Genomic DNA, 21652 nt, shown 5'->3' with positions numbered 1-21652 from the left:
CGAAAACGGCGGTGCTTTCGCACCGCCGCTCGGTAAGCCGTGTGGAGCGGATTACGGGTTCGTCGTGGCCGGCTGGCCGGCCGGTGCAGCGCCGCCGGCAGGCGCCATCGTGTTGCCGGCAGGTGCCATCGTGTTGTCGGCCGGAGCCATCGGCGTGGTCGAGGAGGTCGTCGAGCCGTCAACCGGCGTTGCCGCATTGCGTTCCGCGACCTGTGCCGCCTTGGTCTTGAATTCCGGTGCAGCCTTCAACGTGTCGGCCGTCTCGGTCGTCGTCAGCTTCAGGTCGTTGGAGTTCGGAACTTCGGTGACCATCACGGTGTCGAGCGGTACGGCGACATTCTTTTCGCCGATGCCGAGGAAGCCGCCGACGCCGATCACGGCTGCTTCGACGGAGCCGTCCTTGGAGAAGATCACGTCATTGATCTCGCCGATGCTTTCATCGGAAGAGTTGTAGACGGACTGGCCAAGATAGGTGCTGGCAGCGATCTGGTCCGGACCCTGCTCGGTGATGTAGGTGCCGGAGGCAGCCGTGGTCGTCGCCATCGGCGCGGCCGGTGCCGGCTGTGCGGCATCCTGTGCGGAAGCGAACGGTGCGAACGCGGCGATGCCGGCAAAGAGGGCGCCGGCGGCGACGGAAGTAACGAGCTTGTTGGTCATGATGTAACCTTCCTTTTCGGTTTCTTCTCGGATCGTGGCGCGGGGTTCAAACACGCCGCACCGGTGATGCTGAGAGAACGGGCTGTCCCGGAAAGTGGTTCCGAAAAAAAATGGCCTGCCGAAAGCGGAACTTTCGGCAGGCCTCGGGGTCAATACAGACGCTCCGAATACCTCGGTCGTCGGACGGCAACCCCTCAGTGGCTTTCGCGGAAGACCTCGCTGCCGCTGCCACCGACGAGGAAATCGAGATCCGCACCCTTGTCGGCCTGCAGAACGGTGTCCTGGTAGAGCTTGTAGTAGCCACGCGTCCATTTCGGCTCCGGCGGCACCCAGGCAGCCATGCGCGCGGCAAACTCGGCCTCGGGAATCATCAGGTTCAGCTCTCCCTTCAGCGTATCGAGCCGGATCCGGTCGCCGGTCCTGACGATGGCGAGCGGCCCGCCGGCATTGGCTTCGGGGCTGACATGCAGCACCACGGTGCCGAAGGCGGTGCCCGACATGCGGGCGTCGGAGATGCGCACCATGTCGCGCACGCCCTTTTCCACCAGCCGCCTCGGGATTGGCATGTTGCCGACCTCCGCCATGCCGGGATAGCCCTTGGGGCCGCAGCCCTTCAGTACGAGGATCGTGTCTTCGGTCACGTCGAGGTCGGGATCGTCGATCTGCGCCTTCATGTCCTCGATCGTCTCGAACACATGCGCCGGCCCCTCGTGCACGAGCAGATGCTCGCTGGCCGCCGAGGGCTTGATCACGGCGCCGTTGGGCGAGAGATTGCCGCGCAGGATGCGGATCCCGCCGGCCTTGCGCAGCGGGTTGTCGAGCGGCCGGATGACGTCGTCGTTGAAGACTTCGGCATCCTTGTAATAGTCCGAGATGGGACAGCCGTAGACGGTCGGCGCATCGGCATGCAGCAGGTCCTGAATGCGGTTCATCACGGCCGGCAGGCCGCCGGCATAGGCCAGATCCTCGATCAGGTACTGGCCGGAGGGCATGCAGTTGACGATGCAGGGAACCTGCGCGCCGACCCGGTCGAAATCGTCGAGCGTCAGATCGACGCCGGCGCGCCCGGCGATGGCAAGCAGGTGCACCACCGCATTGGTCGAGCCGCCGACGGCGGCATTGGCGACGATGCCGTTCTCGAAATTCTTCTTCGTCAGGATCTTCGACAGGCGCAGGTCCTCATGCACCATGTCGACGATCCGCTTGCCGGTCATGTGGCTGAGCGCCATGCGGCGCGCGTCCACGGCGGGCAGGGCGGCGTTCAGCGGCAGCGACAGGCCCATGGCTTCCACGACGGAGGCCATGGTCGTCGCCGTGCCCATCGTCATGCAGACGCCGGGCGAGCGCGACATGCCGCTTTCCGCCGCCATGAACTCTGCCAGGCTCATCTTGCCGGCGCGCACGTCTTCTGAGAACTTCCAGACGTCGGTGCCCGAGCCGATGTCCTTGCCGCGCCATTTGCCGTTCAGCATCGGGCCGGAGGACACGACGATGGTCGGCAGATCGACGGAGGCCGCCCCCATCAGCTGACCGGGAGTGGTCTTGTCGCAGCCGCCGAGCAGCACGACGCCGTCGATACCATAGGCGCGGATGGCCTCCTCGACGTCCATGGCGAGCAGGTTGCGGAACAGCATGGCCGTCGGACGCATCTGGGTTTCCCCGAGCGAGGACACCGGGAACTCGACCGGGAAGCCGCCAGCCTCCCAGACGCCGCGCTTCACGCCCTCGGCGAGAATCCGCAGGTGGCTGTTGCAGGGGGTCAGTTCCGACCAGGTGTTGCAGATGCCGATGATCGGGCGGCCGTCGAAGGCATGGTCCGGAAAACCCTGATTCTTCATCCACGAGCGGTGAATGAACCCGTCCTTGTCGGTGCCGCCATACCAGTGGCGGCTCCTCAGTTCCCGTTTCTTCTCGTCGCTCATGGAAACCTCCCTTTGGCGCGGTGCTTCGGCCGCTCACCAATAGTCGTACTTTTTACCGTCTCGACTGTAAATCACCGATGACGCTCTCCTCCCGGGACGCGCGATCGGCAGCGGCGATCAGAGCACGTAGACGGGCTCGAACCGGCCTTTCACGTCGATATCGAGCAGGAAGGTCTTGCCGGCATCCGGGTCTTTCGAGCGCTTGGCCTCGTCCAGTCCCTGCCAGGCCGAGGTGAAGAGCACACGGTCGGCACTGCGTCCGACGAAGGCCGGGCAGCTCGGCTGCGACACCGGCACACTGTGCCGGGCGAGACGCTTGCCCTCGGGCGAGTAGACGTCGATGGCGGAGGCACCCCAGCGGGCGGCCCAGATCAGCCCTTCGGCATCGCAGACCGCACCGTCGAATCCGCCTTCGCTCTCCGGCTCCTCGACCATCAGCGCCGGCTCGCCCACGGGCAGGCCCGTCGCGGGATCGAGCGCCACGCGCATGAAGCGGTTGAGCGCCGTGTCGGAGTAGTAGCCGATGCGGCCGTCCGGCGAGAAGCAGATGCCGTTCGGAATGGTGATGTCGCCGACGATGCGCGTCACCTTGCCCCGGGCGACATGGTAGATCGCGCCGGCGTTCGTCTCCGCGCTCCGGCCCATCGTGCTGATCCAGAGGGCGCCCGAGGCATGCACGCGCCCGTCATTCGTGCGGTTGCCCGGCTTGTCCTCGATCTCGGCATAGGTCTCGAAGGCGCCGGTCTCGGCATCGCGCAGGAAAAGGCCCTGGTCGCTGGCGATCAGCTGCCGTTCCCCATCCACCAGCGCCATGACGCTGGCGAGAAAGTTCAGCGGCTGAACGCTCTTGGCCTGGCTGTCGAGATGCAGCCCGTGCAGCTCGCGCCCGACGATGTTGAACCACCAGACGGTGCCGGTCGAGGGATCGTAGACCGGACCCTCGCCGAGCTCCGAGGGATTGTCGCTGACGATTTTCGCGTTGGCACTCATGCGGACGCTCCATAGCCCGATGTTCCATAGACAGCGTCATAGGCCTTGGTGGTGATGCGGGCGCGGTCGCCGATCTCGGCAGCGCTCATGCCGATCTTGTAGATGCTGGACCCGAGCCCGAAGCTCTTGATGCCGATCTTGGCATATTCCGCGAAATTGGCTTCCGAAACGCCGCCGACGGCCGCGATCTCCAGATCGGTCGGCAGAACGGCGCGGATGGCCGAGATGCCGGAGGCGCCGAGCACGCTCGCCGGAAAGAACTTGAGTCCCGTCGCGCCGGCCGCCGCCGCCGCCAGCGCCTCGGTGGGCGTGAAGACGCCGGGCATGGTCACCATGCCCTTCGATGCGGCATGCGCGATGACGTCGACATCGACATTCGGGCTCACGAACAGCCGGCCGCCGGCCTGCTCCAGCCGCTCGACCTGGTCCTTGGTCAGCACCGTGCCGGCGCCGATCAGGCAGTTGGCCGGCGCCGTCTTCACGGCGATCTCGATCGAGCGGAACGGATCCGGCGAGTTCAGCGGAATTTCGATGGCCGTGAATTCGGCCTCGACCAGCGCCGAGATCGCCGCCTCCGTCTCCTCGGGCTTCAGCCCGCGCAGGATGGCGATCAGCGGATATTTCATGGTGGGGAAGGGAACGCGTGTCATGATCTCGTCTTTCTTCAAACGGCGGAAAGGGTTTGGACGGAGGCCGGCCAGAGCGCCCTGGCGGCCGCCGCCAGCCCGTCGCGAACGGCCTCGTCGGCATCGACGAGCTGGCTCTGAAGCCCGGCAGCCGTGAGGGCCTGCGTGTAGAGCCCGGCAAGCGGGCCGGAGGCGACAAGGCTGACCGGCGTCTGGGCGTCGGCCGTCATGGTCGCAGCCCCCGCGATCTCCAGGCCGATCATCAGCCCGGACAGACGCGCCTTCGCCTCGGTCGCGCCGTGCCCGTGCAGCAGCTGGCCGGAGCGGACGGTGAAGAGCAGATTGGTCGCCATGGCCGGGTTCGCCATCGCCTCGGCGACGGCCGCGACGAAGGCCGGATGCGTCCCGTCGAAGGCGCCGGCATCGGCCACCGCATGGCTGAGGATCGAGTGCCGCGACACGACGTCGAACAGCTCGCCGCTCATGAAGGTCGAGAACCGCTCGACCTTGCCGTCGGCAACCCGCACCCATTTGCTGTGCGTGCCCGGCATGCAGACGAGCCGCGTGCCGGACAGCGCGCCGACGCTGCCGAGCAGCTGCGTTTCCTCGCCGCGCATCACGTCGGGGCTGGCCGCATCGCGCTGGGCGAGCCCCGGCAGGATGCGGATATCGCGCCGGTCGTCGGGCACGACGACGGCATGGCGGACGATGTCGGAGAGGGCGGCCGGCGTATCGAGATAGCCCGCTTCCACCCAGCCCTGCCGCGCCCCGGCCATGCCGCAGATCACCACCGGCAGCGTGTCGGCAGCGCCCATGGCCTCCAGATGCTGTTCCAGCACCGGGGAAAACCCGGTCTTTGCCGCCGTCGTCATGCCCTCGGCGCTGCGGCGCTCGCTCAGGGCCTCGCCCGTCTCGCCGATCAGCCAGATCCGGAAACTCGACGTCCCCCAATCCGCCGCCGCATAGCGTGCCGCCGCATGGCTTACCGTTGTCGTCACAAGACACCTCCGTCGATGATCATCGTCTGGGCCGTCATCCGCGCCGAACAGTCGGAGGCGAGGAAGAGGCAGGGGCCGACGAGGTCGTCGGCATAAAGCGTTTCGGGAAGGCACTGCCGCCGGCGCATCGCCTCGATGCTGTCCTCCGTCAGCCACAGCGCCTTCTGCCGCTCGGTGACCACCATGCCCGGCAGCAGCGCGTTGACGCGCACGCCGGAGGGGCCGAGCGCGCCGGCAAGCGACTTCGTCAGGCCGACGATCCCGGCCTTCGCGGTCGCATAGGCCGGGAAGTCGCCCATGTTGAGGAGATAGGCGATCGAGGAGAAATTGACGATGGCGCCGCCACGACCGGCCGTCAGATAAGGCGCGGCCGCCTGGCTCATGAAGAAGACAGGCTTCAGATTGATGCTGAGGTTTCCGTCCCAGCCGGCTTCGGTGATCGTCCCGAAAACCTGACGGTCGTCGCGGGCCGCATTGTTGACGAGCACCTTCAGGCCACCCAGCGCGTCCGCCGCGCGATCGACGAGCGCGGGGATGCCGGCGACGTCCCGAAGGTCCGCCTCGATGAAGAGCGGCGCATGCGGTCCGACGTCTTTCAGGCGCGCTGAAACTTCCGCCGCCATATCTGCGTTGATGTCGATGTACGCGACCCGCGCACCCTGGCGAACGAAACCTTCAACCAAGTCTGCGCCGATGCCTGAGGCTCCGCCGGTGATGAGAACGCCACGATCTGCGAGATCCGGAAACGTTGCAGAAGGGCCCGGCATGCTGTCGACGCCCTCCCTCCAGGCAGACATTTCAGTTTTGTGTTCCAATATTCGGAACAATCGTTTATTATGTGGAATATCGGCCACATCGTGGCTGGGTGTCAAGGCGGAAAGGTGCGGGGCACCAAGGCGCCGGGGACGGATCAGGGCACGAAGCAGGGTGCGGAACCACCGGTGGGACCGGCGGGCGAAAGACGGCAGAGTGGCGACATCGACCAGCGACGGCAGCACGACGACCCATGCGGGCAACCGCGTGGCGCCCGAGTCCGCGGCGGATACGGGAACGCTGGGAAAGGCGATGGCCGTGCTTGAGCTCGTGGTCAACGCGGACAGGCCGCTGCGCTTTACCGATATTCATGCGCTCACGCGCCAGCCGCGCGGCACGCTGCACCGGCATCTGTCGCATCTGGTCGATGAAGGCCTGCTGTTCCAGCGTGCGGACCTCGCCTACGAGCCGGGCCTGCGATTGCTGTCCTTCGCGCATCGGGCATGGTCGCGCAACGACCTCAGACGAATCGCCCGGCCACATCTCGATCGTCTTCACGCGGAAACAGGCGAAACGGTTCATCTGGGCGTGCTGCGCAATACCGAGATCATCTATCTCGACAAGGTAGAAAGCCGCCAGACGGTTCGGATGGAGAGTCAGATCGGCCGGGTTTCGCCGGCCTATTGCACGGGGCTAGGTAAGGCTGCACTATCCGTCTTGCCGCCGGCGCGGCTGGATGATCGCCTCGCGCGCATCGTCTATTACCCCTTCACGGCCAATACGCATCGGTCGCGGGGCGCCCTGGTTGCCGACCTCGACCGCATCCGCGGACGCGGCTACGCCATCGACGCGGAGGAGCATGAAGTGGAAATCCGCTGCGTCGCCGCACCGGTCGCAACAGGCGACGAAGCCGGGGAAAGCCGGGGAATCGTGGGCGGTATCTCCGTCACCGGGCCGGCCTATCGCGTGACGATCGGTCAGCTGGAGGCATGGTCGGGACTGGTCAGGGATGCGGCGAATGCCATTTCGCACGATGCGGCTGTCGGTCTCTGCCCCGTGTCGATGCCGGACAGGTAGCACATCGGTCTTGTGTATTTATCAGACCAATTGCTAAGTGGTGCTAGACGCCACACGGACTTTATTTATAGTGGAATGACAGCGGATCTGGCAAAAAAGCCCACCGGAATCGTTTCAGATGGTGGCACGTGCTTCAATCACGTTGTTGGACTTCGCTACGGCAATCGTAATCACTCAAAGGAATGTTCATGGGTTCGAGGAGCGTCTCGCCCGAGATTGTCGTTTCCGGCAACAGCTGGAGGATCGGCAACCTGGATGAGGAAAGCGATGTGCGCAGCTTGTTCGAGAGCATCTGCGAGCTCTATGCGTTCCAGGGCTTCGCCGTCCTGTCCCTGCCATCCCGGTCGGTCTCGTCGCTGGGCAAGCTTGTCATGATGACGAACTGGCCGATGGAGATCGTCCGGCAGTACGATGCGCTGGGCCTGTTGAAGACAAGTCCGGTGTTCGAGCAGCTGCGGGTCAGCACCGTGCCCTTCACCATCGACAACACCTCGCCTCTGGCCTTCGTCAGGACGGTGAAGATCGCCAAGGGCCTGTTCGCGCGTTCGGGTTTCGGGCGCATGGTTTTCGTGCCCGTTCACGATGCCGATGGCCGGCGCAGCGCCGTGGCCTTCGGCGGTGACCGGCCGCAGCTGAACCGGCAGGAGCTGAACGTGGTGACCTTCGTGGCGGGGCATGCCTTCAATCGGCTGAGCGAGATCTGGTCGGGCTCGCGGCGCGCACCCGGCTCCCTGTCCCGCCGCGAGATCGAATGCCTGCGGCTGGCCGCCGGCGGCAAGACCACCGTCGAGATGGCACGTTTGCTCAACCTGTCGGAATATACCGTCAATCACTACCTCAACCGTGCGACCCGAAAGCTGGACTCGGTCAACCGCGTCCAGACGATCGCCAAGGCTCTGCGGGCTGGGTTGATCACGTGAACCGAGTGCCGTTGCAGCACAGGATGAGGAGGCAGGCTGCGGTGCCCGCGATGGCGGGCCCGCACGAGGGCCTGCGGTGGGGGGATGGAGGCACTCCATGCCGGACATGAAGCCCAATGCCGCCATGCCGGAGGGTGGATGGGCGGCAGATGCGTCCGAAAACGACATCGCCGAGATTGCCCGGCTGAAAAGCCGGGACGACGTGCTCGCCCATATGACGCGCATCACCACCGCGCGGGGCTTTCCCTTCTTTCTCCTCTGTACGATGCCGACGGTCGACCAGACGAAATATTCCGAGGTCGCCATCCTCTCCAACGTCCCCGACGACATCATCCGGCGCTATGACGACAGCGGCTCGGTGCACGAGAATCAGGCCTTCGTCATGCTGCGCACGACGACGACGCCGTTCCGCATGGCCGTGGAGGATTGCCGCAGAGATGTGGGGGGGGCCTTCCAGCCCGAGCGGGAAACGCTCGTGAAGGAAATGGATTTCTGCGAAACCTATTTTTTCCCTGTCCACGATGCCGCCGGGGGACGGGCCGTGTTCGTCCTTCTCAGCCGGAAGCCCGACCTCGCCATCGAGGTCATGACCGATCTGCACATGATCTGCCTGCACGTTTACAATCGGCTGGTCGGCATCGGCGGCATGGGCCAGGAGAAGGAGAAGGTCGATCTGTCGGACCGCGAGATCCAGTGTCTGAACTGGACCGCCGCCGGCAAGACCAGCTCGGAAATCGCCGATATCCTCGGCCTCTCCGAACACACGGTCAATCACTACCTCAACCACGTCGCCAAGAAGCTCGATGCCACGAACCGCGTTCAGGCCGTCGTCAAAGCCATGCGCCTCGGCCTGATCAGCTGACGCGGCGTCCCCGCGTCTGAATAAGATGCAGCGCGTGAAATTCTGCCCGCGAAATGGGCAGATGCCATCAAGCTTTGGACGAGCGACGCCACGGAGGCGGGATTTTTCAACTGGCACGCTTCCTGCATCTCTTCAGGCAAGGTCCAGAGGGGACCATACGATAAGAACTGCGCCCCAGAAGGTCGCGAACAAGGCCGTCTTTCGCTGACGTGATCCCGGATGAACGGACACGGACGCGAAAGGCGGCCTTTGTCATTCTCGAGCGCCGAGACCTCGGGTCCGGACATCTTTTCCCGTCTTTCCATTGGCGAAGTGGCCCGGCTCGATTATCTAGCTCCCAGGAGATGCGCGGCTCGCGCATCGTCGCGCAGGGAAAAAGACGATGGCCGCTGATCACGCCGAGGTAAGCAAGGAAAAGGTGCTCGACGCCCTGAGGGCCGTGCGTGGCCCGGAGCTGGACGGCAATATCGTCGATCTCGGCCTCGTCTCCGATGTCTTCATCTCGGATGCCAAGGTGTATTTCTCCATCACCGTGCCGGCCGAGCGCGCCCGCGAACTCGACCCCTTGCGCGCCGCAGCCGAACGCGTCGTCAAGGATATCCCCGGCGTCAAGGGCGCCATGGTCGCGCTGACCGCCGACCGCAAGGCCGGGGCAGCGGCTGCGCGCCCGCCGGCGCCGCCCGTCGCCGGTGGTCCGGCCGGTCGCAAACCCGGCCCCGCCGCCCCCGCGCACGCCCATCCCGCGCCGCGCGGGCCCGTCAAGGCCGGAATTCCCGGCGTCGGCGCCATCATCGCGGTCGCCTCGGGCAAGGGCGGTGTCGGCAAGTCCACCACCTCGGCCAACCTCGCGCTCGCGCTTCACGCCAATGGCCTCAAGGTCGGCATTCTCGACGCGGATATCTATGGCCCCTCCATGCCGCGGCTCCTGAAGATCTCCGGCCGGCCGGAGCAGATCGGCGGCAAGATGATCAAGCCGATGGAGAATTACGGCCTCAAGGTCATGTCGATGGGTTTCCTTGTCGACGAGGAGGTCGCGATGATCTGGCGCGGCCCGATGATCCAGTCGGCGCTGCTGCAGATGCTGCGCGAGGTCGCCTGGGGCGAGCTCGACGTGCTCGTGGTCGACATGCCGCCCGGCACCGGCGACGCGCAGCTGACGATGGCGCAGCAGGTGCCGCTCGCCGGCGCCGTCATCGTCTCCACGCCGCAGGATCTCGCGCTGATCGACGCGCGCAAGGGTCTGGCCATGTTCCGCAAGGTCGAGGTCCCCGTGCTCGGCATCGTCGAGAACATGAGCTACTTCATCGCGCCCGATACCGGCGCCCGCTACGACATTTTCGGCCATGGCGGCGCCCGCAGTGAAGCGGAGCGCATCGGCGTGCCCTTCCTGGGCGAAGTCCCCCTGACCATCGCCATCCGCGAGACGTCCGACGCGGGAACGCCGCTGGTCGCGCTGGAGCCGGACGGGCCGGTCGCCGCCGTCTACCGCGACATCGCCACCAGGGTCTGGGAACAGGTCGCCGCCGCCAAAGCGGACACCTCGCGCGAGAGGCCGTCGATCGTCTTCGAGTAGGCCACCGTCCGCAGACGTGTCTTCGCGCCGCAGATCGGGCGATCCCGCGCCGATCCCGGTTGACATTCCCGCCGCCGCGGCCGTTAAGTCCTGTGGCTGAAGGATGGCGCGGGGACCGGATGACGGTTGATTTTGGAAGGGCCTTGCGTCATATGCCTGTCCGCACGCCGGTCGGTCGCGATCCCGTTGCGGAAGGCCCGTCCTTGAAACGACGGTTCCGGCCGCAGGAACGGGGTCTCGTATCCGCCCGCTGCAGGTCCGCTCGTCAGGGTTTTACGTTCAGCCGCTCCTTTCGCCGTTCACTCCCAGGGATAAATCCGCACGCTCCCGTGACCTCGCGTCACCAAGGCCCGCGGCACGAGGTTCACACCATGATCACTGTCTATGACGCCCGGGGCGAGGCGATGGTCATCGACGCCGCCTCTCCGGCGGCGGCCATGCCCGAGGATATCGTCTGGATCGACATGCTGCGCCCGGACCGCGCGGAAGATCACCTGATCGAGCGCTATCTGCAGATCGAGATCCCCACACGCGAAGACCTGAAGGACATCGAGCCGTCGAGCCGCATGTACACGACGCCGGATGCCGTGTTCATGACCGCCTCGCTCGTCTGTCGCGCCGATAGCGGCCATCCGGATATCACCGACGTCGCCTTCGTGCTGGCGCGCGACAAGCTCATCACCGTGCGCTACGACGAGCCGAAGGCCTTCGATCTCTTCCGCGCCGGCCTGCCGCGCATCGTCGGCGGCTGCTCCAACGGCGCGATGATGCTCGCCCGCCTGTTCGAGACCATCTCCGACCGCACGGCCGAAATCCTGGAACACGCGGTCGCCAGCCTCGACAAGCTCTCCCAGCAGGTTTTCGGCGATCGCACCCAGAACAAGCGGCGCCCGCCGCATTATCTGGAGGCCCGCCTGCTCGATGTCGCCTCGCATCACCGGCTGGTGGCCAAGACCCGCGACAGCCTCGCCTCGCTCTCCCGCGTGCTGACCTTCCTCTACACCGTGCCGGCTCTGCAGGAGACGCGCGAAGCCAAGGAGCTGTGCCGCACCGTCACCCGCGACGTACAGTCGCTGACGGAGCACGCCTCCTTCATCTTCGGCAATATCACCTTCCTTCTCGATGCCTCGCTCGGCCTCATCAGCGTCGAGCAGAACGCGATCATCAAGATCTTCTCCATCGCCTCGGTCGTCTTTCTGCCGCCGACGCTGGTCGCCTCGCTCTACGGCATGAACTTCGAGATCATGCCGGAACTCCACTGGACCTACGGCTATCCGATGGCGCTCGTCGCCATGGTGGTCTCGGCCATCGTCCCGTTCTATATCTTTCGCTGGAAAGGCTGGCTCTGACGGGCCGGATCATCTCTCATGGCGCACAAGGATATCAAGGCTCCCGAGAGCCGCGAAACGGCGGCCGGCAGCGGCGGGCAGGCATCCGGCCAGTTCCAAGGCCATGGTTACGGGCATGGGCACGGCCATGCCGCGGGCCATGATCAGGCCCATGGCGGCAAGCACGGCTATCTCGGCCTCGCCATCGGCTCGATCGGCGTCGTCTATGGCGATATCGGCACGAGCCCGCTCTATGCGTTTCGCGAGGCGCTGCGCCCCGTGGCCGTGGATGGCGTGACGCGCGGCGAGATCATCGGCCTCGTATCGCTGATGATCTGGACGCTGACCATCATCGTCACGCTGAAATACGTCATCTTCCTCCTGCGCGCCGACAACAATGGCGAGGGCGGCACCCTGTCGCTGCTGGCGCTCCTCATGAAGTTCACGCGCGGGCACTCCGCCTATCTCTTCTTCATGGGCATTGCCGGTGCGGCCCTCTTCATGGGCGACGCGATCATCGCCCCGGCGCTCTCCGTCCTCTCGGCCGTCGAAGGCCTGAAACTCGTCGCGCCGTCCTTCAGCGATTACGTCGTGCCGATCTCGGTCGTCATCCTGCTCGCGCTCTTCGCGGTCCAGTCGCGCGGCACGGAAGCCGTGTCGAAGTTCTTCGGGCCGATCATGTTGGTCTGGTTCGTCGTCCTCGCCGTCATCGGCTTCAGCCATATCCACGACGATTACGGCATCCTCGCCGCCTTCAATCCCTACCATGCCGTCCGCTTTCTCATCCATGCGGGCTTCGTTGGCATCGTCGTGCTCGGCGCCGTCTTCCTCACGGTCACCGGGGCCGAGGCGCTCTATGCCGATCTCGGCCATTTCGGCCGGCGACCGATACAGGGCGCCTGGATCTGCCTCGTCTTCCCGGCGCTGGCGCTGAACTATCTGGGGCAGGGCGCCATGGTGCTGAAGCACCCCGAAGCGATGTCGGACCCGTTCTACCTGATGTTTCCGGAATGGGCGCTGCTGCCGATCGTCATCCTCGCGACGGCCGCCACCATCATCGCCGCCCAGGCGGTCATCACCGGCGCCTTTTCGCTGACCCGCCAGGCCATCAATCTCGGCTTCCTGCCGCGCATGGCGATCCTCCACACGTCGGAAACCAATACGGGGCAGATCTACGTGCCCAACGTCAACATCATCCTGATGTTCGGCGTCATGGCGCTGGTCTTCATCTTCGGCTCGTCGGAATCGCTCGCCACCGCCTATGGCATCTCCGTCACCGGGGCCATGGTGGTGGATACGCTGCTCGCCTTCCAGTTCGTCCGCATGCGCTGGCGCTGGCCGCTTGCGCTCGCCATCGGTCTCCTGATGCCGCTGCTGGCGCTCGAATCGGTCTTCCTCGGCGCAAACCTGTTGAAGATCCACGATGGCGGCTATGTCCCCGTCATGATCGCCGCCAGCTTCGTGCTGGTCATGTGGACCTGGCGGCGCGGCACCAAGATCCTGCAGGACAAGACGCGCCACACCAACATCCCGCTCGCCGCCTTCATCAAGTCGATCGAGCGCAAGAGCGAGCATGCGCCGGTGGAGGTACCAGGCACCGCGATCTTCCTGACGAGCGACCCGGAATCCGCCCCCGCCGCCCTCCTGCACAACATCAAGCACAACCACGTCCTGCACGCGCAGAACTTCATCCTCACCATCCGCACGACGAACACCCCGGTCGTTTCCAAGGAGTACCGCGTCAGCGCGACGAAGCTCTCGGACCGGTTCAGCCTGCTCGAAATGCGTTTCGGCTTCATGGAAACCCAGAACGTCTCGCAGACGCTCGGCCTGTTTCGCAAGAGCGGCCTGAAGTTCGACATCATGTCGACCTCCTTCTATCTCGGCCGCCGCAAACTCGTGCCGGACGCGCAGTCCGGCATGCCCGAATGGCAGGACCGCCTGTTCATCGCCATGGCCAACGCCGCCATCGACCCCTCCGACTATTTCCGCCTGCCGACCAACCGCGTGGTGGAACTGGGGTCGCATGTGATCATCTGAGGACGTTTCGTTCCTTTGCGAGGCCTCACGGCAGCTGCATCGTGAAATCTCCCCGGTGCGCCCGAACCCAGCGTTCCACAGGCGTCGGACGAAAGTTTTCCAAGCCCGGCTGCGACACGAAGGGCTGCGCGAGAATGGCGTCCGCTTCCTCGGGACAAGCGGCGAAATAGCGGAATTTCGAGGCGACACGCCGCCCGACGCCCGCGCCCATGGCCGCGTCGACCTCGCGCTCGAACGCGTCCAGCGTCTGGCCGCGATAGCGGACGGTGCGACCGAGCCCGGCGCCGACACGCGCCGCGAACGCATCTCCGGTCAGGCTTTCCGGCCCGGCGATGCGATGATCGCCGCCCATCCGGCCCTGTTCCAGAAGCATCAGGGCGGCCTCGGCGCAATCGTCGGCGGAGGTCCAGGCGATGCGCTGTGCCGCCGGGATCGGCGGCGCGAACACGCCGTCAGTCATGATCTCGGCACGGGCCGAGGCCTTCAGGAGATTGTCGAGATACATCGTGGGGCGCACAACCGCGAACGGCAGACCGAAGCTGCGCGCCGCATCCTCGATCATCCGGTTGGCCGCGAAGCTCGGCTCCCCGCACGAGACCGGCCGGCTGGCGCTGGCGAGCTTGAGAACGAAGGCTTTCACACCCGCGGCCCGGAAGGCGCAGAGTGCGTTCCGCGCCTGTGCGACCATCGCTTCCGCCGGTCCGATTGGCACCTGAAGCACGGCATGGTCGATGCCGCGACTTGCCGCGGCAAGGCTCGCTTCGTCCTCGAGATCGCCGTCCGCCCATTCGACGCCGGGCAATGCGAGCGCCGTTGCACGCGCCCTGTCGCGCACCAGCGCGCGGACCCGGAGTCCGCGCGCCAGCGTGGCGCGCACAACGGCGCTGCCCTGCACACCCCCGGCAAGAAAGACGAGGATCGGTTTTGATCGGTCGATCGGGATCATGAAGATCTGCTCCTTCAGAACGGCCTGTCGGAGCGGTATCGTCGTCAACGGCACCGAGCAGACCCGAAAGCACGACATGCGTGCGGGGACTGTCGGGGATCGCATCGGTCCGACGCGAAAAGAGCTTTCCCGACACGGGAGAGGGCTCGGGCCTACCCAGACCAAGCCTGCCATTTTGACACCGCGATGAAAGCCGAGGGCGTCGTGAAAGTCAACCGCGCGGAACGCAGGATGTCCGCCTGCACATTCCTGTTCGCGCTTCGCAAGATGGTTGCATATTCTCGATTGCTTATGATTGTATGGCGTTATTGCAGTGCGGGCGGGCGAGGGACATGGTTGAGATCACGGTCGATCGGTTTAGCAGTCTCGTGACGAAGGTCTATGACGGGGGCCTGGAGCCGGCCGTTTGGTCGACCGTGGTTCAGGACCTGTCGACGCTTCTGGACGGCACCACCATCAGCCTTCAGGCGCATGATGTCACAGGCAGAACGGGTCTCGGCATCATCACGTCCGAAACGGACGACAGCTTCCAGCGGGCCTACAGCGACTATTACGCCACGCGAAATGTCTGGCTCGAGCAGATGAACGACGTGCCGGTCGGGCGCTCGATTCATACGGATGACTTCTACGCACGGCGCGACCTCGTCAAAACCGAATTCTACAATGATTTCCTGCGGAGGCAGGATTTCGTCGCTGCCGGCGCGCTGGTTCTCAAGCGCACGGCCGGCAGCGTTCTGGTTCTGTCGGCCACCATGCGGGACGACCAGTCCGAACGGCAGACGGCGAACATGCGCAGGATCTTCGACCTCCTCGGGCCGCACATTCTGCGATCGATCGATACGATGGCGCATGTTCCCCGCCTGTCACCTGGAGAGGATTATCGCGATACGGTGGAGCACGGCAGCGATGCGGTGTTCTTCCTCGATCGGTCGGGGTGCGTCACGCATGCCAACAAGGCCGGGACGCGCATGCGCCAGATTAGCACCGACCTTTACTGCGACCGGACGGGACGGCTGAGTATGCGCGATCCGCACGCCGACCTGGCCCTGCGGGATGCTCTCCAACAGATTTCGAACGCCCAGTATCGGCAGCTGAAGGGCGATTTCGCCATTCGCCGCAAGGGCGCAGCGTCCTCAAGCGCCACCATCGTGCCTTTTCGCAACGGCCGCGAGCAGGCCATCTTCAACGGCATCTTCGAAAGTCGCCCCATTGCCCTGCTGCTCGTTCGCGATCCCTGCGCAACGGCTCTCCCGACGAAGCTTCATGGCTTCGGTCTCACGCCGGCCGAGATATCGCTGGCGCTCGCCATTACCCAGGGAATGTCGCCCCGCGACTACGCCGAGGCCCGCGGCGTCAGCCTTCACACGGTCCGAACGCAGTTGAAATCGGTTTACGCCAAGACCGAAACGAACCGCCAGAGCCAGCTGGTCGCTCTCGCATTGTCGGGTTAGGCGCGGGGATGAACAAGCGCCGATCCATTCCGGCATCTCTTGCCAACCGAGAGCACGGCGGACCTGTACCGCTCGCCGATCCGGCCGGGAAGGGACATCGAGGATCAGGCCCGACACGCTCCGCCGCCGAGCTCCCGCTTGTCGTCGATGCCGCCGCCGAGTGCGCCGACCCGGCAACGCGATGGCGCACGCCCTGATCCCATCAGGAGCAGGAGGCTGCTGCCTGGTCTTTTGCTTGCTGCAGGAGATTTTCGAGTTCGACTTTGTAGGATCTCAGGCTGTCGATGTGCAGGCAGGCGTTCACCAGCCGGATGCTCTTCGTGTAGAGCGCGATGCCCGCCTTGGCCGTCGGGCATATGCCGGTCGCACTCTGGGCTCTTGCAGCCTCCTGCCGGATCGCCGCCGCCATGTAGGCGTCGGAGCAGACATCCTTCGATGCGGCGGGAAAAGAGAGCAGGGAGACGGTCGAGAGGACCGCGAGGAAGGGAAGGGTGGATGCGTGTTTTTTCATGGAGCGATCTCGCGAGGTCTGAAGGCGTTCTGTGACCCGCACACAATGCGACGACCTTGAGCGCCTGCCATCGCCCATATGAGGGACGCGATCGCATCCATGCCGGGTTCGCCGCGCGGAAACCCGCCGCGCATGCGCCGTCAGCGTCTTATCCGCTGACCGCCGTCCCGTCGGGAGCCGGTCCCCGGGCCGTTGGTGCCCCGGCATTTACCGCCCATTAAGGTTAATGCTTCATTGTCACGCTCAGAGCAGGCGCCTGGTGACGCTTCGAATGGATCGCGCCAAACCTGCCATTTCGTTGGATGTTCGCGGAAAAACGCGTTCCGGCCGGTCGCTCGGCCGGGCAGGCGGTCTTGCGCGTGTGCGTTGCCAGAGTGGGCGTGGAGTTGCCGGTGCGTCAGAAAGTTCGTTCCAGGGGCCGGTCCCCGGTATTTGCCTCCGTGGCAGCCGCTTCGCCCGGCCTTTCCCGGCGCTGGTCCACGCCGCTCCTCCTCGCCCTCGGCCTCTTCGTCGGCTTTCCCTCCGTCTCGGCCCATGCCGATCTCGCCACCTTCATCTCCGGCATCAACCGGGGCGGCGAGCGGTGGCGGATGCATATGACGGCGTCGCCCGCCGGCTCCCTGCACGAGGCGGAGATGGTCTTCAGCGATCCGATCACCACCGCGGCGCTCGGCGACGGCGCCGGCATGACGCTGCCGGATGGCGGCAAGGTTTCGCTCGCCTCCGCCGACAAGCAGTCGGATCCGCGCACCGACGAGGAGCGCGTCAACCGCAAGGACAAGAAAGGCCGCATCGTCACGGTCGCGCCGGTCACGCCGCCCAAGGATTTCTCGGCCGGCACCATCCTGCAGCGCACCAGCGCGCTGACGCAGCCTGTGTTCGACACGCAGGAGCGCATGGTCTTTGCCAGGCCGAAGATCCGCGGTCAGGAAATCGAAATCGCCACGGCTTTCTACAAGAAGGCGCCGCCGAAGCGCGACGAGACCCTGTCGCCGATGATCGCGAGCCTCGTCACCAACAATCGCGCCGATATACTCGCCACCGCCTATGCACCGGCAGCACCGGACTACGCGCGCGAATCGCCCTTCGATTCGATCCTGAAGGACGACACGGCCAGCGGACGCTTCATTCCCGATATCTCGCCCGAGGATCACGCCTGGGCCGCCAATCCGCTGCCGGCCGACGTCTTCAGCGAGGCGGAGCAGACATGCCTGACATCGGGCATCTATTTCGAATCGCGCGGCGAATCGGTCAAGGGTCAGGCCGCCGTCGCGCAGGTCATCCTCAACCGTGTCCGCAATCCGGCCTATCCCGGCTCCATCTGCGGCGTCGTCTACCAGAACAAGAACCTCTACAATCGCTGCCAGTTCTCGTTCGCCTGCGACCGCATTCCCGACATCGTCTGGTCGCCGTCCCACTGGCAGACCGCCAAGGAGATCGCCCTGGCCGTCACCGCCGGCAAGATCTGGCTGCCCGAAGTGGGCTCCGCCACGCATTACCACGCGACCTATGTGCGTCCCGACTGGGGCCCGACGATGAAGCGGCTGACCCAGATCGGCAAGCATATCTTCTACCGCACCTATGGCGGCGGCTGGAGCTGAGCCGGTCGTCAGGCGCCCGCCGCATCATCGGCGGGCAGGCGCACGCGCGCCACGGCGCGCGCGGCCTGCGGATGCCGCAATCGCCGCACCGCGGCCGGCCAATCCCGCAACAGCTGGGGACAGATTCCGCCCGGCACCTGTTTTTCGATCACAACTCGTTGATTTGTCAGTCGAATATTGTCGTCCGCCAAGGCGTGTCTTCGCCTTGACTATGCGTGGCGCCAAAACTATGGTGCGGCCGACTTCAAACGGGCCAGAGTGGCTTCAAATCGGGCCTTTGTGTGGCCGCTCCCATGGTTTATCAGTGGGGTCGGAGATGCGGGGGAGGGGCCACATGACGGACGACCGGAACGAAGGTCTGGAGGAACGGCGCAGACGCCTCGATGCTCAACTGTCGGAACGGCGCGGCAATGACAGCCGCGACGCGGCGGACGAGGCGAGGGCTGCCGGGAACCGCAAGGGCTATCAAGTCGCGATCAAGCTTTCGAGCGAATTCGTGGCGGCCGTCATTGTCGGGGCGCTTCTGGGCTATCTTCTGGATACTTTTGCGGGTACAGCGCCCTGGGGGATGATCGTGCTTCTCCTCCTCGGCTTCTGCGCCGGCGTGCTGAACGTCATGCGATCTGCAGGCATGGTGGCTTCGCCCCATCCCGCCGATCGCACTGCCTCCGATAATTTGGGGCGTGGACAGGGCGGCGTCGGCGACGACAACAAGGATGGCGGCGCCTGACGGGTGCGGCAACGGGAAACAACCGCTTCAAGCGGCTGAGAGCGAGAGAGAACGACAGTGGCAGGCGATAAGGTAGATCCGACCCACCAGTTTATGATCAACGAGATCGTCCCGATCCATATCGGCGGCCTGAATCTCTCCTTCACCAACGCATCCCTGTTCATGGTCGCGACGCTGGTTGTGGCGATCGGCTTCCTCTATTTCACCACGACGCCGCGCTCGGTCGTTCCCGGCCGCATGCAGTCGGTGTCGGAACTGTCCTACGAATTCATCGCCTCGATGCTGCGCGAAGGCGCCGGCAGCCACGGCATGCACTTCTTCCCGATGGTCTTCTCGCTGTTCATGTTCATCCTGACGGCGAACCTTCTCGGCATGGTGCCCTACTTCTTCACCATCACCAGCCAGATCATCGTCACCTTCGCGCTGGCGCTCTTCGTCATCGGCACGGTGCTGGTCTACGGTTTCTACAAGCACGGCTTCGGCTTCCTGAAGGTCTTCGTGCCCTCCGGCGTTCCCGGCATCCTGTTGCCGCTGGTCGTCGCCATCGAAATCATCTCGTTCCTGTCGCGCCCCATCAGCCTGTCGGTCCGTCTCTTCGCCAACATGCTGGCCGGCCACATCACGCTGAAGGTCTTTGCAGGCTTCGTCGCATCGCTCGGCACCATGGGTGCGCTGGGCATCGGCGGCGCCATCCTGCCTCTCATCATGACCGTGGCGCTCACGGGTCTCGAATTCCTCGTCGCCTTCCTTCAGGCCTATGTCTTCGCGGTACTCACCTGCATGTACCTGAACGACGCGGTCCATCCGGGCGGTCACTGAGGAATAAGTCACGCAGGCCGGCAAACCACCGTCGCGCCTGCCAAGAAAAGCCGCAACAACCCTTCTCAAGGAGATCAACATGGAAGCGGAAGCAGCAAAGTACATCGGCGCGGGTCTGGCATGCCTCGGCATGGCCGGCACGGCTCTCGGCCTCGGCAACATCTTCGGCAGCTACCTCTCGGGCGCACTTCGCAACCCGTCGGCAGCCGACAGCCAGTTCGGCCGCCTCGTATTCGGCTTCGCCGTTACGGAAGCTCTGGGCATCTTCTCGCTGCTCGTAGCTCTGCTCCTCCTGTTCGCCGTCTAAGACGGACGAATATGGCGGGCCGCGATCACGTCGCGGCCCACTCAGCTGTGACAGTGCCGCGATATCCTCGCGGCCCGTCATCCTTTTACAGTGCCGCCATTCTCTCGTGCCTATCGAGGGAGACATGAGCGTTGCCTTTTGAGTTGCCCCTGGAGATGAGCATGTTCGTGACCGCGGCCTATGCCCAGTCAACCACACCTCCCGAGGGCGAGACACCCCATGCCGCGCCTGGCGACGTGCACACCGAGACCGGTGTCGCATCGGAAGGTGGCCACGGCTCCGGCGTGTTTCCGCCTTTCGACCAATCGACATTCGCATCGCAGCTCGTGTGGCTGGCGATCACGTTCGGCCTGTTCTATCTGCTGATGCAGAAGGTGATCATGCCGCGGATCGCGACGATCCTTGGCGATCGCCATGACGCCATCGCCCGCGATCTCGACGCTGCTTCGCGCTCCAAGGCGGAGGCGGACGCCGCCATCGCCTCTTACGAGCAGGAGCTGGCCGCCGCCCGCGCCAAAGGCAATGCCATCGCCGCCAGCGCCCGCGAGGCCGCCAAGGTGAAGGCCGCCGCCGACCGCGCCGCCATCGAGGCCGCCCTGAACGACAAGATCGCCGCCGCCGAGAGCCGCATCGCGGACATCAAGGCCAGCGCGCTTGCCGATGTCGGCGCGATCGCCGAGGAAACCGCGTCCGCCGTCGTCGAGCAGCTGCTCGGCCGCGACGTGCCGCGCACCGAAATCGCATCCGCCGTCAAGGCTGCGGCAGAGTAAGGGAGAAGACAGATGGATTTGACCTCTCTGGCGACATTCTGGGCCACCGTCGGCCTCGTTCTCTTCCTCGCGCTCATCGTGTACCTCAAGGTACCCGGCATGATGGGCAAGCAGCTCGACGAGCGCGCGACGCGCATTCGCAACGAACTGGCGGAAGCCAAGCGCCTGCGCGAAGAAGCCCAGGCCCTGCTGGTGGAATACCAGAAGAAGCGCAAGGAAGCCGAAGCGGAAGCCGCCAACATCGTGGCCGCCGCCGAGCGGGAAGCCGAGGCCCTGACCGCCGATGCCAAGCTGAAGACGGAAGAATTCGTCGCCCGCCGCACCACGCTGTCGGAGCAGAAGATCCGCCAGGCCGAAACCGATGCCATCAACGCCGTCCGCGCCACGGCCGTCGACATCGCCATCGCCGCCGCCGAACGCGTCATCACCGCCAAGGCCGATGCCTCGACCCAGCAGGCCCTGTTCGCCAGCTCGGTCAATGAGGTCAAGACACGCCTCAACTGAGGCTTTCCCCCACCGGAGCCGCGTGCTTCGGCACGGCAAGGCGCGGGTGTCCGGATATTCAAGACGCCGCGCGGCGAGCGAACATCCGGGACATTGGATTGAACGATTGAAAGGCTGGCCATCGTGCCGGCCTTTTTCGTTTTAACAAAAGAAAACCTCCGCCTATGGCGGAGGATTGGAAGAGTTCTACGCGGTATGAAAGAAACCACCGGGCTTGGATCACGAAGTGATCGAAGACCGGAGGTTATAATGGACGATAACCATCTA

At 65.0% G+C, this 21652-nt stretch carries 22 protein-coding genes; 13 read left to right on the top strand and 9 right to left on the bottom strand.

Going from position 1 to position 21652, the window contains the following annotated elements:
- Positions 1-51: 51 nt before the first annotated feature.
- The 6 genes from LRX75_RS18705 to LRX75_RS18680 form a co-directional block, all read right to left on the bottom strand.
- A complete protein-coding gene (locus LRX75_RS18705; protein WP_231816183.1) occupies positions 52-657 on the bottom strand; it encodes a PRC-barrel domain-containing protein in 606 nt (201 codons plus the stop codon).
- A 194-nt stretch (positions 658-851) separates the two neighbouring features.
- Positions 852-2579, bottom strand: a complete 1728-nt coding sequence (locus LRX75_RS18700; RefSeq protein ID WP_113151847.1) for an IlvD/Edd family dehydratase — start codon at positions 2577-2579, stop codon at positions 852-854.
- Between the two features lie 117 nt (positions 2580-2696).
- Positions 2697-3569 (bottom strand): SMP-30/gluconolactonase/LRE family protein, encoded by an 873-nt coding sequence (locus tag LRX75_RS18695; protein ID WP_231816182.1) that lies wholly within the window; start codon positions 3567-3569, stop codon positions 2697-2699.
- Positions 3566-4219 (bottom strand): 2-dehydro-3-deoxy-6-phosphogalactonate aldolase, encoded by a 654-nt coding sequence (locus LRX75_RS18690; RefSeq protein WP_231816181.1) that lies wholly within the window; start codon positions 4217-4219, stop codon positions 3566-3568. Before LRX75_RS18690 ends, LRX75_RS18695 begins: the two co-directional genes overlap by 4 nt.
- A 14-nt stretch (positions 4220-4233) precedes the next feature.
- Positions 4234-5193: a 2-dehydro-3-deoxygalactonokinase gene (locus LRX75_RS18685; RefSeq protein WP_231816180.1), complete on the bottom strand. Its 960-nt coding sequence runs from the start codon at positions 5191-5193 to the stop codon at positions 4234-4236.
- The gene (locus LRX75_RS18680; protein ID WP_231816179.1) at positions 5190-5960 is read right to left on the bottom strand and encodes an SDR family NAD(P)-dependent oxidoreductase; all 771 of its coding nucleotides are present in this window, start codon (positions 5958-5960) and stop codon (positions 5190-5192) included. The genes LRX75_RS18685 and LRX75_RS18680 overlap by 4 nt, the downstream gene beginning before the upstream one ends.
- 253 nt (positions 5961-6213) lie before the next feature.
- Between LRX75_RS18680 and LRX75_RS18675 the strand changes: the two genes are divergently transcribed.
- From LRX75_RS18675 to LRX75_RS18650, 6 genes are all read left to right on the top strand, one after another.
- Positions 6214-7023 (top strand): IclR family transcriptional regulator, encoded by an 810-nt coding sequence (locus LRX75_RS18675; protein ID WP_420851237.1) that lies wholly within the window; start codon positions 6214-6216, stop codon positions 7021-7023.
- A 188-nt stretch (positions 7024-7211) separates the two neighbouring features.
- Positions 7212-7943, top strand: a complete 732-nt coding sequence (locus tag LRX75_RS18670; protein ID WP_231816178.1) for a helix-turn-helix transcriptional regulator — start codon at positions 7212-7214, stop codon at positions 7941-7943.
- 97 nt (positions 7944-8040) lie between these two features.
- Entirely contained in the window at positions 8041-8805 is a 765-nt protein-coding gene (locus tag LRX75_RS18665; RefSeq protein ID WP_231816177.1) for a helix-turn-helix transcriptional regulator, read from the top strand.
- Positions 8806-9187: 382 nt separating this feature from the next.
- The gene (locus tag LRX75_RS18660) at positions 9188-10378 is read left to right on the top strand and encodes an Mrp/NBP35 family ATP-binding protein (protein ID WP_231816176.1); all 1191 of its coding nucleotides are present in this window, start codon (positions 9188-9190) and stop codon (positions 10376-10378) included.
- Positions 10379-10749: 371 nt separating this feature from the next.
- Positions 10750-11727, top strand: a complete 978-nt coding sequence (locus tag LRX75_RS18655; protein WP_113151840.1) for a magnesium transporter CorA family protein — start codon at positions 10750-10752, stop codon at positions 11725-11727.
- 18 nt (positions 11728-11745) lie between these two features.
- On the top strand, positions 11746-13746 hold the full coding sequence (locus LRX75_RS18650; protein WP_231816175.1) for a potassium transporter Kup: 2001 nt from the start codon (positions 11746-11748) through the stop codon (positions 13744-13746).
- A gap of 25 nt (positions 13747-13771) precedes the next feature.
- On the opposite strand, the gene LRX75_RS18645 is transcribed toward LRX75_RS18650, so the two are convergent.
- Complete coding sequence (locus tag LRX75_RS18645) at positions 13772-14692, bottom strand: NmrA family NAD(P)-binding protein (RefSeq protein WP_231816174.1); 921 nt, start codon at positions 14690-14692, stop codon at positions 13772-13774.
- A gap of 332 nt (positions 14693-15024) precedes the next feature.
- Between LRX75_RS18645 and LRX75_RS18640 the strand changes: the two genes are divergently transcribed.
- On the top strand, positions 15025-16143 hold the full coding sequence (locus LRX75_RS18640) for a helix-turn-helix transcriptional regulator (protein ID WP_231816173.1): 1119 nt from the start codon (positions 15025-15027) through the stop codon (positions 16141-16143).
- A 202-nt stretch (positions 16144-16345) separates the two neighbouring features.
- Here LRX75_RS18640 and LRX75_RS18635 read toward each other — a convergent pair whose 3' ends face one another.
- Positions 16346-16654 (bottom strand): hypothetical protein, encoded by a 309-nt coding sequence (locus LRX75_RS18635; RefSeq protein WP_231816172.1) that lies wholly within the window; start codon positions 16652-16654, stop codon positions 16346-16348.
- Positions 16655-17094: 440 nt separating this feature from the next.
- Here LRX75_RS18635 and LRX75_RS18630 point away from each other — a divergent pair, with 440 nt between their 5' ends.
- A complete protein-coding gene (locus LRX75_RS18630; protein WP_231816171.1) occupies positions 17095-18255 on the top strand; it encodes a cell wall hydrolase in 1161 nt (386 codons plus the stop codon).
- Positions 18256-18263: 8 nt separating this feature from the next.
- Here the strand turns inward: LRX75_RS18630 and LRX75_RS18625 are convergent, their stop codons facing one another.
- Positions 18264-18446 carry a hypothetical protein gene (locus tag LRX75_RS18625; protein WP_231816170.1) on the bottom strand — a complete coding sequence of 61 codons (183 nt, stop codon included), beginning with the start codon at positions 18444-18446 and terminating at the stop codon, positions 18264-18266.
- Between the two features lie 143 nt (positions 18447-18589).
- On the opposite strand from LRX75_RS18625, the gene LRX75_RS18620 reads away from it, so the two are divergent.
- The 5 genes from LRX75_RS18620 to LRX75_RS18600 all read left to right on the top strand — a co-directional run bounded on the left by LRX75_RS18620 (position 18590) and on the right by LRX75_RS18600 (position 21385).
- Complete coding sequence (locus tag LRX75_RS18620; protein ID WP_231816169.1) at positions 18590-18985, top strand: AtpZ/AtpI family protein; 396 nt, start codon at positions 18590-18592, stop codon at positions 18983-18985.
- Between the two features lie 57 nt (positions 18986-19042).
- Positions 19043-19804: a F0F1 ATP synthase subunit A gene (locus tag LRX75_RS18615; protein WP_280142397.1), complete on the top strand. Its 762-nt coding sequence runs from the start codon at positions 19043-19045 to the stop codon at positions 19802-19804.
- 79 nt (positions 19805-19883) lie between these two features.
- The gene (locus tag LRX75_RS18610; RefSeq protein WP_056332699.1) at positions 19884-20111 is read left to right on the top strand and encodes a F0F1 ATP synthase subunit C; all 228 of its coding nucleotides are present in this window, start codon (positions 19884-19886) and stop codon (positions 20109-20111) included.
- 161 nt (positions 20112-20272) lie between these two features.
- Complete coding sequence (locus LRX75_RS18605; protein WP_231816168.1) at positions 20273-20881, top strand: F0F1 ATP synthase subunit B; 609 nt, start codon at positions 20273-20275, stop codon at positions 20879-20881.
- Positions 20882-20893: 12 nt separating this feature from the next.
- A complete protein-coding gene (locus tag LRX75_RS18600; protein ID WP_420851233.1) occupies positions 20894-21385 on the top strand; it encodes a F0F1 ATP synthase subunit B in 492 nt (163 codons plus the stop codon).
- Positions 21386-21652: the final 267 nt, after the last annotated feature.

It is taken from the genome of Rhizobium quercicola (assembly GCF_021168455.1).
Taxonomy (GTDB): Bacteria; Pseudomonadota; Alphaproteobacteria; order Rhizobiales; family Rhizobiaceae; genus Ferranicluibacter; species Ferranicluibacter quercicola.
This window is presented reverse-complemented; position numbering and strand designations above follow the sequence as displayed.

What these genes read in the sequence shown, in the direction of transcription:
- LRX75_RS18635 (WP_231816172.1), bottom strand. Translation starts at nt 16,654, where the DNA reads ATGAAAAAACACGCATCCACCCTTCCCTTCCTCGCGGTCCTCTCGACC.
- LRX75_RS18690 (WP_231816181.1), bottom strand. Translation starts at nt 4,219, where the DNA reads ATGACACGCGTTCCCTTCCCCACCATGAAATATCCGCTGATCGCCATC.
- LRX75_RS18705 (WP_231816183.1), bottom strand. Translation starts at nt 657, where the DNA reads ATGACCAACAAGCTCGTTACTTCCGTCGCCGCCGGCGCCCTCTTTGCC.
- LRX75_RS18660 (WP_231816176.1), top strand. Translation starts at nt 9,188, where the DNA reads ATGGCCGCTGATCACGCCGAGGTAAGCAAGGAAAAGGTGCTCGACGCC.
- LRX75_RS18680 (WP_231816179.1), bottom strand. Translation starts at nt 5,960, where the DNA reads ATGCCGGGCCCTTCTGCAACGTTTCCGGATCTCGCAGATCGTGGCGTT.
- LRX75_RS18695 (WP_231816182.1), bottom strand. Translation starts at nt 3,569, where the DNA reads ATGAGTGCCAACGCGAAAATCGTCAGCGACAATCCCTCGGAGCTCGGC.
- LRX75_RS18610 (WP_056332699.1), top strand. Translation starts at nt 19,884, where the DNA reads ATGGAAGCGGAAGCAGCAAAGTACATCGGCGCGGGTCTGGCATGCCTC.
- LRX75_RS18605 (WP_231816168.1), top strand. Translation starts at nt 20,273, where the DNA reads ATGTTCGTGACCGCGGCCTATGCCCAGTCAACCACACCTCCCGAGGGC.
- LRX75_RS18670 (WP_231816178.1), top strand. Translation starts at nt 7,212, where the DNA reads ATGGGTTCGAGGAGCGTCTCGCCCGAGATTGTCGTTTCCGGCAACAGC.
- LRX75_RS18655 (WP_113151840.1), top strand. Translation starts at nt 10,750, where the DNA reads ATGATCACTGTCTATGACGCCCGGGGCGAGGCGATGGTCATCGACGCC.
- LRX75_RS18645 (WP_231816174.1), bottom strand. Translation starts at nt 14,692, where the DNA reads ATGATCCCGATCGACCGATCAAAACCGATCCTCGTCTTTCTTGCCGGG.
- LRX75_RS18650 (WP_231816175.1), top strand. Translation starts at nt 11,746, where the DNA reads ATGGCGCACAAGGATATCAAGGCTCCCGAGAGCCGCGAAACGGCGGCC.
- LRX75_RS18620 (WP_231816169.1), top strand. Translation starts at nt 18,590, where the DNA reads ATGACGGACGACCGGAACGAAGGTCTGGAGGAACGGCGCAGACGCCTC.
- LRX75_RS18700 (WP_113151847.1), bottom strand. Translation starts at nt 2,579, where the DNA reads ATGAGCGACGAGAAGAAACGGGAACTGAGGAGCCGCCACTGGTATGGC.
- LRX75_RS18665 (WP_231816177.1), top strand. Translation starts at nt 8,041, where the DNA reads ATGCCGGACATGAAGCCCAATGCCGCCATGCCGGAGGGTGGATGGGCG.
- LRX75_RS18600 (WP_420851233.1), top strand. Translation starts at nt 20,894, where the DNA reads ATGGATTTGACCTCTCTGGCGACATTCTGGGCCACCGTCGGCCTCGTT.
- LRX75_RS18640 (WP_231816173.1), top strand. Translation starts at nt 15,025, where the DNA reads ATGGTTGAGATCACGGTCGATCGGTTTAGCAGTCTCGTGACGAAGGTC.